The organism is Nocardia sp. CC201C, from assembly GCF_030010695.1.
Classification (GTDB): domain Bacteria; phylum Actinomycetota; class Actinomycetes; order Mycobacteriales; family Mycobacteriaceae; genus Nocardia; species Nocardia otitidiscaviarum.
Genome location: NZ_JASCXP010000229.1, coordinates 1 through 12019 on the forward strand (window position 1 = coordinate 1; position 12019 = coordinate 12019).

At 70.2% G+C, this 12019-nt stretch carries 11 protein-coding genes and 1 pseudogene; 9 read left to right on the forward strand and 3 right to left on the reverse strand.

Going from position 1 to position 12019, the window contains the following annotated elements:
• From sucB to QK444_RS22265, 7 genes are all read left to right on the forward strand, one after another.
• Window positions 1-728, forward strand: a 728-nt coding sequence (sucB, locus tag QK444_RS22235) for a 2-oxoglutarate dehydrogenase, E2 component, dihydrolipoamide succinyltransferase (RefSeq protein WP_282783302.1), incomplete at its 5' end; no start/stop codon positions are given.
• Between the two features lie 2 nt (window positions 729-730).
• A complete protein-coding gene (locus QK444_RS22240; RefSeq protein WP_282783304.1) occupies window positions 731-1624 on the forward strand; it encodes a TIGR01777 family oxidoreductase in 894 nt (297 codons plus the stop codon).
• A gap of 142 nt (window positions 1625-1766) precedes the next feature.
• The gene (locus tag QK444_RS22245) at window positions 1767-1925 is read left to right on the forward strand and encodes a hypothetical protein (RefSeq protein WP_186000749.1); all 159 of its coding nucleotides are present in this window, start codon (window positions 1767-1769) and stop codon (window positions 1923-1925) included.
• 88 nt (window positions 1926-2013) lie between these two features.
• Window positions 2014-2541, forward strand: coding sequence for a GNAT family N-acetyltransferase (locus QK444_RS22250; RefSeq protein WP_282783318.1), 528 nt, complete (start codon window positions 2014-2016; stop codon window positions 2539-2541).
• Complete coding sequence (gene lipB, locus QK444_RS22255; protein WP_282783306.1) at window positions 2538-3359, forward strand: lipoyl(octanoyl) transferase LipB; 822 nt, start codon at window positions 2538-2540, stop codon at window positions 3357-3359. Before QK444_RS22250 ends, lipB begins: the two co-directional genes overlap by 4 nt.
• A gap of 163 nt (window positions 3360-3522) precedes the next feature.
• Window positions 3523-4497, forward strand: a complete 975-nt coding sequence (gene lipA, locus QK444_RS22260; RefSeq protein WP_282783320.1) for a lipoyl synthase — start codon at window positions 3523-3525, stop codon at window positions 4495-4497.
• Window positions 4498-4668: 171 nt separating this feature from the next.
• The gene (locus QK444_RS22265) at window positions 4669-6870 is read left to right on the forward strand and encodes an elongation factor G-like protein EF-G2 (RefSeq protein WP_282783308.1); all 2202 of its coding nucleotides are present in this window, start codon (window positions 4669-4671) and stop codon (window positions 6868-6870) included.
• A gap of 76 nt (window positions 6871-6946) precedes the next feature.
• Here the strand turns inward: QK444_RS22265 and QK444_RS22270 are convergent.
• A pseudogene (locus QK444_RS22270) lies at window positions 6947-7144 on the reverse strand (DUF1524 domain-containing protein); the annotation flags it as partial.
• A 306-nt stretch (window positions 7145-7450) separates the two neighbouring features.
• Between QK444_RS22270 and QK444_RS22275 the strand changes: the two are divergent.
• Window positions 7451-8941, forward strand: a complete 1491-nt coding sequence (locus tag QK444_RS22275; RefSeq protein ID WP_282783310.1) for an alpha/beta hydrolase — start codon at window positions 7451-7453, stop codon at window positions 8939-8941.
• A gap of 34 nt (window positions 8942-8975) precedes the next feature.
• Here QK444_RS22275 and QK444_RS22280 read toward each other — a convergent pair whose 3' ends face one another.
• Window positions 8976-9620 (reverse strand): response regulator transcription factor, encoded by a 645-nt coding sequence (locus tag QK444_RS22280; RefSeq protein WP_282783312.1) that lies wholly within the window; start codon window positions 9618-9620, stop codon window positions 8976-8978.
• Window positions 9621-9685: 65 nt separating this feature from the next.
• Window positions 9686-10927 (reverse strand): sensor histidine kinase, encoded by a 1242-nt coding sequence (locus tag QK444_RS22285; RefSeq protein WP_282783314.1) that lies wholly within the window; start codon window positions 10925-10927, stop codon window positions 9686-9688.
• A gap of 290 nt (window positions 10928-11217) precedes the next feature.
• Between QK444_RS22285 and QK444_RS22290 the strand changes: the two genes are divergently transcribed.
• Complete coding sequence (locus tag QK444_RS22290) at window positions 11218-11961, forward strand: DUF4191 domain-containing protein (RefSeq protein ID WP_029932553.1); 744 nt, start codon at window positions 11218-11220, stop codon at window positions 11959-11961.
• Window positions 11962-12019: the final 58 nt, after the last annotated feature.

The following is a 12019-nucleotide window of genomic DNA, read 5'->3' on the forward strand; positions in this document are numbered from 1 at the left end:
TGGCCCACCTTCCGGGCACCACCCAGAAGGCCAACCGCATCCGGCAGATCACCGCCACCAAGACCCTGGAGTCGTTGCGGACCACCGCGCAGCTCACCCAGGTGCACGAGGCCGATCTCACCAAGATCGCGGCGCTGCGGGCCAAGGCCAAGAACTCCTTCCAGCAGCGTGAGGGCGTCAAGCTCACGTTCCTGCCGTTCTTCGCGAAGGCCGCCATCGAGGCCCTCGGCGTGCACCCGAACGTGAACGCCTCCTACGACCAGGAGAAGAAGGAGATCACCTACCACTCGGTGGTCAACCTCGGCATCGCGGTCGACACCGAGCAGGGGCTGCTGTCCCCGGTCATCCACAACGCCAACGACCTGTCCCTCGCGGGGCTGGCCCGGGCCATCGCCGATATCGCCAACCGGGCGCGCACCGGCGGCCTCAAGCCGGACGAGCTGTCGGGCGGCACCTTCACCATCACCAATATCGGCTCCCAGGGTGCGCTGTTCGACACCCCGATCCTGGTGCCGCCGCAGGCCGCCATGCTGGGCACCGGCGCGATCGTCAAGCGCCCCATGGTGATCAGCGACAACGGCAGTGAGGCCATCGGCATCCGCTCCATGGCGTACCTGCCGCTGACCTACGACCACCGGCTCATCGACGGCGCCGACGCCGGCCGCTTCCTCACCACCATCCGGCACCGGCTGGAAGAGGCGGCCTTCGAAGGCGATCTCGGCCTGTAGCCATGAAGGTCGTGGTGGCCGGGTCCTCCGGGCTGATCGGGACGGCACTGGTCGCGGCACTGCGCCGCGACGGGCACGAGGTGGCGCGCCTCGTGCGCCGTCCCGTGCGCGCCCGCGACGAGTTCTCCTGGGATCCGGCCCGCGCCGATCTGGACCAGCGCGCGCTGCGCGATGCCGACGCCGTGGTGAACCTCTGCGGCGCGAGCATCGGGCGGCGGCGCTGGACCGGCAGCTTCAAGCAGGAGCTGCGCGACAGCCGCATCATCCCCACCGATGTGCTGGCCTCGGCGGTCGCCACGGCCGGGGTGCCGACGCTGGTCAACGCCAGCGCCATCGGCTACTACGGCATGGACACCGGTGACCGGGTGCTCACCGAGAGCGACCCCGCCGGAACGGGATTCCTGGCGGCGCTGTGCCGGGACTGGGAGGCCGCGACGCAACCGGCCGTCGACGCCGGAACGCGTACCGTGCTGCTGCGCAGTGCGGTGGTCATGTCCGCGCACGGCGGCATGCTCGGCATGCTGCGGCCGCTGTACTCCCTCGGACTGGGCGGCCGCATCGGCAACGGTCGCCAGTACATGCCGTGGATATCGCTCGACGACGAGATCGGCGGCATCGTGCACGCCATCACCCGACCGGCAGTCTCCGGGCCGGTGAACATGGTCGGCCCCGCTCCGGTCACCAATGCCGAGTTCAACCGGGCGCTGGGGCGCGCGCTGCACCGGCCCGCCCCGTTCGTGGTCCCCGCCTTCGCCCTGCGCCTGGCCCTCGGTGAGTTCGCGGACGAGGCCGTCCTGCACGGCCAGCGCGCGATTCCCGCTGTCCTCGAGGAGAGCGGCTACACCTTCACGCATCCCACCATCGGCGCGGCGCTCGCCGCCGTCGGCGACCGCTGACCCTGGCCGGTGCCACCACTGGGGCGTGCCCTGTTTCGCGCGGCTATAGCCGGGTAACCCGCCAGTAGCTACCATGGATAACCCCACGTAAGACCCGTTGCTGCAGGTAAGCGGGCCGCCGAGCGAGACGGGCGTGACCGCCATGTTCAAAACCATTGATGTCAAGTTGATCGCCGGCGAATTGGTTCTCACTCTCGCCATCCTCACCGCCGGGTATTCGATTCCGGACTTCGACAACCCGTTCCAGTGCGTGCCACATCTCGGCGATACCACCGAATTCCTCGCCTGCCTGGACCGATAGCCGGGCGAGAGCGGCGTCACAGCACGGCGCTGGCTACCGTGAACGGGTGAGCGACGCCCTCTCCCCCGCCGTGCTCGCACCGGCCGACCTGCTGGTGCGCGACGCCCGCCCGAGCGATCTGCCGGAAATCCTGGTGATCCACAACCACGCCATCGCCGAGACCACAGCCATCTGGGATACCGAACTCGCCGACCTCGGCGAGCGCACGGCCTGGTTCCAGGCCCGCACCGATGCCGGATGCCCCATCCTGGTCGCCGAGATCGACGGCGCGGTCGCCGGATACGCCAGCTACGGACAGTTCCGGCCCAAGTCGGGATACCGCTTCTCCGTGGAGAACTCCGTGTACGTCTCCGACCGATTCCACCGGCGCGGCGTGGCCACCGCGCTCATGAGCGAACTGCTGGCGCGGGCTCGCCGGGGCGGCGTGCACGCCATGATCGCCGCCATCGAATCCGGCAACACCACCTCCATCGCCCTGCACGAGAAGTTCGGCTTCACCATCGTCGGACAACTGCCCGAGGTCGGGCACAAGTTCGGCCGCTGGATGGATCTGACACTCATGCAACTCGTCCTCGGCGATGGCGTAACGGGCGATGGCGTAACGTCACAGTCGTGAGCGAGCGCACCACCCCCGCCCCGAGCACCCCTGCCGCAACCTCGGCCACCGGCGTCTCGGCCCGCTACGACAGCACGCCGCTGCTGGTCGAGGATCTGGGTCTGATCGACTACACCCTCGCCTGGGACCGCCAGCGCGCGATCGCCGCCGAACGCGCCGAGGGCGTCGGCCAGGACCGGCTGCTGCTGCTCGAACATCCGTCGGTCTTCACCGCGGGCCGCCGCACCGAACCCGAGGACATGCCGATCGACGGCAGCCCGGTGATCGAGGTGGACCGGGGCGGCAAGATCACCTGGCACGGGCCCGGACAGCTGGTCGGCTATCCGATCGTCCGCCTGGCCGAACCCGTCGACGTGGTCGCCTACGTGCGACGGCTCGAGGAGGCCATCATCCACGTGTGCGGGCAGTTGGGACTGCACGCCGGTCGCGTGGCGGGTCGTTCGGGAGTGTGGGTGCCCGCGAACGACTTCCAGCCCGAACGCAAGATCTCCGCCATCGGGGTGCGGGTGCAGCGCGGCGTCACCCTGCACGGGGTGTCGTTCAACTGCAATTCGGCGCTGGACGGTTTCCAGACGATAGTGCCGTGCGGAATCCGCGATGCCGGGGTGACCACGCTGACCCGGGAGCTGGGGCGCGAGGTGACCGTGGCCGAGGTGCGGCCGCTGGTGGCGGAGGCCATCGCGCGGGCCCTCGACGGGGAGCTGCCGGTGAGCGAGCACGTCGTCGCCCGTGAGACCGCCAAGGTGGCCGAGCCGCAGCCGGAGGCGGCGTCGGGGTCGAAGTCCGAGGCGAGCGGTCCGGCGAAAGTCGAGGCCTGAGGGCCCTCCACGAGCCGAAGATCACGAGCGTAGAGTCGAAGAAGTGACCTCCGTCGACACCCCGACATCGAACGACCCGACCGCGGCCGACCCTGCGGCGGGCTCCACGGCATCCGCCGCGTCCGAGCGCGCCACCGCACCCGCGGGCCGCAAGCTCCTTCGCATCGAGGCGCGCAACGCCGAGACGCCGATCGAGCGCAAGCCCAAGTGGATTCGCACCCGCGCCACCATGGGTCCGGAGTACTCCGAACTCAAGGGCCTGGTGAAACGCGAAGGGCTGCACACGGTCTGCGAGGAAGCGGGCTGTCCCAACATCTTCGAGTGCTGGGAAGACCGCGAGGCCACCTTCCTGATCGGCGGTGACCAGTGCACCCGCCGCTGCGACTTCTGCCAGATCGACACCGGCAAACCCAAGGCGCTGGACCGCGACGAACCGCGCCGCGTGGCCGAGAGCGTGCAGGCCATGGGGCTGCGCTACTCGACCGTCACCGGTGTGGCCCGCGACGACCTGGACGACGGCGGCGCGTGGCTGTACGCCGAGACCGTGCGCGCCATCAAGCGGCTCAACCCGCACACCGGCGTGGAGCTGCTCATCCCCGACTTCAACGCCGACCCGGACCAGCTGGCCGAGGTGTTCTCCAGCCGTCCCGAGGTGCTCGCCCACAATGTGGAGACGGTGCCGCGCGTGTTCAAGCGCATCCGCCCCGCCTTCCGCTACGAGCGCTCCCTGGCCGTGATCACCGCCGCCCGCGAGGCCGGGCTGGTCACCAAGTCCAACCTCATCCTGGGCATGGGCGAGAACCCGGAGGAGGTCACGCAGGCCATGCGCGACCTGCACGAGGCGGGCTGTGACATCCTCACCATCACCCAGTACCTGCGCCCGTCGCCGCGCCACCACCCGGTGGATCGCTGGGTCAAGCCGGAGGAGTTCGTCGAGCACTCCCGCACGGCCGAGGAGATCGGCTTCGCCGGTGTCATGGCGGGTCCGCTGGTCCGCTCCTCCTATCGTGCGGGGCGGCTCTACGCCCAGGCGATGAAGCATCACGGCCGTGAGATCGCACCGGAGATGGCGCATCTCGCCGAGGAGGGCACCGCATCGCAGGAGGCCACCTCGGTGCTGGCCCGCTTCGGTTCCTGAGCCGCGCCACAACAGACTCCCGCCACAGCAGACATACGACGATGGCCCGGACAGTGTCCGGGCCATCGTCGTATCCAACGCAAGATGGCGTATCGGCCGATTCGCAGACGCGATCCGCTCGCTGGTGGGAAGCTCGAAGTACCGCACGTGGCGACCAGGGGAGCGAGCCAGATGGTCGAGAAGACGAGTGCGTCGGCAGGCGCGAACGGTAGGGCAGTGACGGCCGACCGGCCGGAGGACATACGCAATGTGGTGCTGGTCGGGCACAGCGGGTCCGGGAAGACCACGCTGGTGGAGGCGCTGGCGGTGGCCACGGGGGCGGTGCCCCGATGTGGTCGGGTCGAGGACGGGACCGCGGTGTCCGACTACGACGACATCGAACAGCGACAACACCGGTCGGTACAGCTGTCGGTGGTCCCGATGGGATGGGAGCAGTACAAGATCAACCTATTGGACACCCCCGGCTACGCGGACTTCGTCGGGGAATTGCGGGCCGGTCTGCGCGCTGCGGACGCGGCCCTTTTCGTGCTCTCGGCCGCCGCCGGGGTGGAGGGGGTGAGCGGGCCGACATTGGCACTGTGGGAGGAATGCGCCAGAGTCGGCATGCCGCGCGCCATCGTGCTCACCCACCTCGACACCGCGCGCGCGGACTTCGACGAGATGACCGAGACCTGTCGCGACATCCTGGGCGGCGGAGCCGCGGAATCCATACTGCCGCTGCATCTCCCGGTCTACGGGGAGAAGGCCGCCGACGGCCACCGGCCGGTGCTGGGGCTGATCGACCTGCTCTCCCAGCACGTCTACGACTACTCCGCCGGTGCGCACACCGAAACCCCGGCCACCCCGGAGCAGGTGGCGCAGCTCGAGGAGGCGCGCAACCGGCTCATCGAGGGCATCATCGCCGAGAGCGAGGACGAGACCCTCATGGACCGCTACATCGGCGGCGAGGACATCGACCTCGCCACCCTGGAGGCCGATCTCGAAAAGGCCGTCGCCCGAGGCAGTTTCCATCCCGTGCTGATCGCCGCGCCGCCACCGGAGGGGGCGCGGCAGGGGCTGGGCACCATGGAGATCCTGGAGCTCATCACGCGCGGATTCCCCACGCCCGCCGAACATCCCGTCTCCGCGACCGGCACCACCGGAGGCACGCCCGAACCGCTCGTCTGTGATCCGAAGGGGCCGTTGGCCGCCGAGGTGATCCGCACCTCCTCCGACCCGTATGTCGGCCGGATGTCGCTGGTGCGGGTGTTCTCCGGCACGCTGCGCACCGACGACACCGTGCACGTGTGCGGGCACGGGCCGTCCGAGACCACCAATCACGACGCCGATGAGCGGGTGGGGGCCGTCTCCGCGCCGTTCGGCAAGCAGCAGCGGCCGCTCGGTCAGGCCATCGCGGGCGATATCGCCTGTGTCACCAAACTGTCGCGCGCGGAAACCGGCGACACCCTCTCGGCCAAGGACGCTCCGCTGCTCATCGAGCCCTGGGCCCTGCCCGATCCGCTGCTGCCGGTGGCCATCGCGGCGCATTCCAAGGCCGACGAGGACAAACTCTCCCAGGGCCTGAGCCGTCTGGTGGCCGAGGATCCGACGGTGCGGCTGGAACAGAATCCCGATACCCGGCAGCTGGTGCTGTGGTGTCTGGGTGAGGCGCACCGCGAGGTGGCGCTCGAGCGGCTGCGCACCCGGTTCGGCGTGCAGGTCGATGTGGTCGAGCACAAGGTGGCGCTGCGGGAGACGTTCGCCGGCGCCGCCACCGGCCGCGGGCGGCATGTGAAACAGTCGGGCGGCCATGGTCAGTACGCCATCTGCGAGATCGAGGTGCAGCCGCTGCCGGAGGGCTCCGGTATCGAGTTCGTGGACAAGGTGGTGGGCGGCGTCGTGCCGCGCCAGTTCATTCCCTCGGTGGAGAAGGGTGTGCGGGCGCAGGCCGCGCGCGGTGTGGTGGCCGGATACCCGCTGGTCGACGTGCGAGTGACGCTGTACGACGGCAAGGCCCACTCCGTCGACTCCTCCGACGCGGCCTTCCAGACCGCGGGCGCGCTCGCCCTGCGCGAGGCCGCCGCCGCGGCCCGCATCAACCTGCTCGAGCCCATAGCCGAAGTGCTGGTGGTGGTTTCGGACGACTACGTGGGGCCGGTGCTCGGTGACCTGTCGAGCCGGCGGGGGCGGGTGCTCGGCACCGAACCGATCGGGCGCGGCGGCCGCACCGCGATCAGGGCCGAGGTCCCCGAACTCGAATTGAGCCGCTACGCCATCGATCTGCGCTCACTGGCCCGCGGCGCGGCCGACTTCACCCGCCGCTACGTGCGGCACGAGCCGGTACCCGCGCAGCTCGCGGACGGCATCCGCGAGAAGGCCGCATCATCCGCCTGACCGGTCAGCAGGCGTCGAGAACGCGTGTCATGGCGTCCTTCTCGGCCCGGGCCACCCAGAGTGCGTAGGCCGCTCAGACGTCGATCTGCTTGGCAACGTAGACACAGCGGTAGGACTTGTTGGGCGGCAGCCAGGAGGCGGCGTCGCTGTCGCTCTTGCGCTGATTGGCGGGGCCGTCGACGGCGAGCAGGTGGCGCGGATCGTTGGCGAGGTTGCGGCGCTGGCGCGGATCCAGCTGTTGCGCGCCCTTCTGCCGGGCGCGGACGGATACGGCGGGCGGCACGGTCGAGTGCGGCGCGGTGGTAGTGCTGGCGCTACCACCGGGCGGGTGCGTACCGGAGTTCGCATTCGGGCGTGCGCCGCACTGACGTAACCGGTGTGGATTCCTAACCTCGGAAGGGTGAGCGGGCGCATCGGTCCGCTTCCGAGCAGGAGGAATCATAGTGCGCAGTAGGGCATTTCGGTGTCGCACCGGACGGGTGGCGCTCGCGGGCACGGTGGAGCTCGACACGCCGGTCGAGCAATCGGGCACGACCGATCCGGCGGCGCACAATCAGCCCATGCGATTGGTGTGTGCCGCATGAGCTTCGGTAAATGGTTCGCGGCGCTGTGCCTGGTACTTCCCTTCGGAATCGGCTGTGCCACCGCGGACACCGCCGCCGCGCCCGAGCTGGACCGCTTCCACCACCAGCGGGTGGACTGGCGGCCCTGCGATCAGGAACGTCTCGACGCGGCCGAGGCGCAGTGCGCCGACGTCACCGTTCCGCTCGACTACGGCCGGCCGGACGGGCCGACGACGACCGTCGCCATCTCGCGCATCGCCGCCGATCCGGAGCGCAAACGCGGTGTCATGCTGTCGAATCCCGGCGGTCCGGGCGGCAGCGGGCTGGACTTCATGGTGGATGTCGGGGCGGCCATGACGCCCGAGGTGAAGGCGAGCTACGACCTGATCGGCATGGATCCGCGCGGAGTCGGACGCTCCGCGCCGGTCCGGTGCGACTGGCCGCGCGGCATCGGGCTGCAGGCGGCGGGCCCGGACGCGGCGAGCTTCGCGGCGTCCGTGGCGTCACAGGCCGAGCTGGCCGCGCGCTGCGCCACCGCGGAGGGAGAACGGCTGCGGCACATCACCACCCGCAATACCGCGCGGGATATGGATGTGATCCGCGCGGTGCTCGACGCCGAGCGGATCAGCTACTTCGGCACCTCGTACGGCACCTATCTGGGCGCGGTGTACGCCGAGCTGTTCCCGGACCGGGTGGATCGGATGGTGCTGGACAGCGCGGTCGACCCGGAACGCTACGGGCCGGTGGACATGGTGCGGGATATGGGTCCGGCCAATGAGGCGGCGCTGGACCTGTGGGCGGACTGGACCGCCGGACACGAGCGCGACTACGGTCTCGGAGCCACCCGTGAACAGGTGCGGGCGACCGTGCTGGAACTGCTGCGGCGTTCGGGGGAACAGCCGATCCGGATCGGCGAGTTCGCGGTGAGCGCGCACGAATTGCCGCTGATGCTGTTCACCGGGCTCGACGATCCACGGCAGTACGGAATGGTCGCCGAGCAGGTGGCGCTGCTACGGGACGCGGCGCGGGGCCTGCCGGTGGCGATCACGCCGGAGCTGGACCAGGGGCTCGCCTTCGTGCTCGCCGCCGAGCCCGAGGACAGTTCGGCGCAGATGGCGATCATGTGCGGCGACGTGGACGCACCGCGCGATCCGCTCTGGTACTGGAACAACCTCGAGCGGTCGCGGACCACGGCACCCGTGTTCGGGTCGTTCACCGACAACATCACGCCCTGCGCCTTCTGGGCCGCACCCGCGGAACCCCGCACGGTGGTGGACAATTCGGTACCGGCCCTGATCGTGCAGTCGACCGGCGACACCCGCACGACCTACGCCAATGCGGAGGGCATGCACCGCGCGCTGTCGGCGTCACGACTGGTGACGCTGCGGGATGTGCCGATTCACTGGATCTTCGGCCGCTATCCGAACACGTGCGTCTACGACGCGGTGAACGCGTACTTCCGGGACGGCACCCTGCCGGAGTCGGATATCACCTGCGCCGCCGACTGACGTGCAGGCCCGAAACCCGCCCGGGTTTCGGGCCTCACGCGTTGAGGTAGGCGAGCACCGCCAGCACCCGCCGGTGCCCCGACTCGTCGGCCCCCAGCCCGAGCTTGGCGAAGATGCTCCGAATGTGTTTCAGCACAGCGCCTTCACTGACCACGAGGCGCTCGGCGATGGTGGCGTTGTCGTGGCCCTCCGCCATGAGCGCCAGCACCTCGCGCTCGCGCGGGGTGAGCGCCGCCAGCGGGTCATCGGCCTGGCGGCGCACCAGCAGTTGGGAGATCACCTCGGGATCCATGGCGGTGCCGCCGTCGGCTACCCGGCGCAGGGAGTCCAGGAAGCGATCGACCTTGCCGACGCGTTCCTTCAGCAGGTAGCCGACGCCACCGGCGCCGTCACCGAGCAGTTCGGCGGCGTAGCTGTCCTCCACGTACGCCGAGAGCACCAGCACCGGCAGCCCGGGGTGAATCTCGCGGGCGCGCACCGCCGCTCGCAGGCCGTCGTCGGTGAAGGTCGGCGGCAGCCGCACATCCACCACCACGGCGTCGGGCCGCTCCCCCGCGAGCGCGGTCAGGAGATCGCCGGCATTGTCGACGGCCGTGATCACCTCGATCCCGGCGGTGTTCAGCAGCAGGACGAGCCCCTCCCGCAGCAGGGCATCGTCCTCGGCGATCATGACGCGCACAGCGACTCCACGACGCACACCCTACTGGGGCGTGACCACGGCCCGGGACCGCGCCGAGCCCCGGGTCACAGCCGCGACGGCAGATCCACCCGCAGCACCGTCGGCCCACCCGCGGGGCTGGTCAGGGTCATGCTGCCGTCGAGTGCTTCGGCGCGACGGCGGATGCCCGCCAAGCCACCACCATCGATCTCCCGGGCCGCGCCGATGCCGTCGTCGCGCACCAGCACCGTGAGCAGGTCGGCATCACCGGCGACCGAGACCGTGACCGACCGCGCGCCGGAATGTTTGGTCGCATTGGTCATGGCTTCCGCCACAACGAAATAGGCCGCCGCCTCGACGGCGGCGGGCCAGCGGCCGGTGGTGGCGACCTCCAGCGCGCACGGAATCGGACTGCGGGCGGCGAGGGCGGAGACGGCGCTGGCCAGACCGCGATCCGCCAGCACCGGCGGATAGACGCTGCGCAGTACGTCACGGAGTTCGGCGAGCGCGTCGGTCGCGGTGTCCTGAGCCTTCCGCATGAGTTCCCGGGCTCGGTCGGGGTCGCGGTCGTGCAGTTGCTCGGCCAACCCCAGCTGCATGATCACCGCGGCGATGCGGGCCTGCGCGCCGTCGTGCAGATCGCGTTCGATGCGGCGCAGTTCCGCGCCGTGGGCGTCGAGGGCGGCGGCGCGGGTGGCGGTCAGCTCGGCGACCCGGCCCGCGAGGGCGATATCGGGGGCGGGGGCGAGGAACCAGCGGGCGACGCGGGCCTGCCAGCGGGCCATGGCGGGGATCAGCAAGGTCAGCGCGCCGATGGGAATCGCGAAGGCGAGATTGACCAGCGCGGTCGGCCACGAGGTGACGGGTAGGCCGAAGGTCGCGATCGACCCGGGCGGCAGGGCCTGCCAGTACAGCGGTATCAACAGCTGGTTGACCGCGCTCAACGGCAGTGCGACGGCGAGTGCCGCGAGCGTTGAGCCGGTGGCGGCGTGCACGCACAGCCAGCCGATATCGCGCCGGTTCGCGGGATCGGTCAATACCGTGGCCACCCGCTGCCGCAGCGGCGCGGCGAAGGGCCGGTACGCCTCGGGGATCGGCTCCCCCAACCGCTCCCCCGCCCGGGTGCGCTCGAATCCGAGCAGCGGCCGGATCATCCGGACCGCGTCGGGCAGCAAGGGAATTCCCACGCCTACCAGACACAGCGCGGCCGCCGCGAGCAGCGCGACCAGAACGAAGATCGACAGCAGCGACGTCGCCCCGCCGATCACCAGATACCGCACCGCCGACGGCAGCGCTCGCACCCGGCCAACCAGCACACCCCATGTCACCCGACCACCGTAGGCGCGAGCGACGGATCCCACCCCGTCGGCCTGCGGGTACCCGCGCACCAGCGGGCTCGACACGACGGACCGATGCGGTCGGACCACACGGTGACCGCATGACACGGCGACCGGTGACACGGCCGCCACACGCCACGGCGATCGGGCCGGTGGATCGAACGACCGAGCCCCGCCGTGCCCGCTGTTTCCGAGCGACAGTGGGGCGCGGCGGTGACGCCGCGCGAAACCTCGCGATCCCGGCGGGGATCGGCGGGTGCGCGGCCATTATCCTGGGTGCCATGGCAGCAGGTAAGGGCGGCAAGCCGTCGAAGGAAGCGAAGGCCGCGGCGAAGGCGGCGCGCAAGCAGGCGTCGAAGGAGCGTCGTCAGCAGCTCTGGCAGGCGTTCCAGATGCAGCGCAAGGAAGACAAGCTGCTGCTGCCGCTGATGATCGGCGCGCTGGTCGGCGTGACGGCGCTGTTCCTGATCATCGGGCTGATCTTCGATCTGCAGTGGTTCCTGCTGCCGATCGGCGTGCTGCTCGGCGCGCTGGCGGCGTTCATCATCTTCGGCCGTCGCGTGCAGAAGAACGTCTACGCCAAGGCGGAGGGGCAGGCGGGCGCGGCCGCGTGGGTGCTGGACAACCTGCAGGGCAAATGGCGTGTCACTCCCGGTGTCGCCGCCACCACTCAGCTCGACGCCGTACACCGCGTCATCGGCCTACCCGGGGTGATCCTGGTGGCGGAGGGCTCACCGGGCCGGGTGAAGTCGCTGCTCGCCCAGGAGAAGAAGAAGGTCGCCCGCCTGGTCGGCGACACCCCCATCTACGACATCGTCATCGGCAATGACGAGGGCCAGGTCGCGCTGAAGGACCTGCAGCGTTTCCTCACCAAACTCCCCCGCAATATCGACGCCAAGCGCATGGAACTCATCGAGGGCCGCCTGTCCGCGCTCGCCACCCGAGGCGGCCCGGCGCTGCCCAAGGGCCCCATGCCCACCGGCGCGAAGATGAAGGGTATGCAGCGCACCATCCGCCGCCGCTGACTCCCGCCCGCATCTGCTTCCCGTGCCCCGCCGCAACCCACGGCGGGGCACGGTTGTC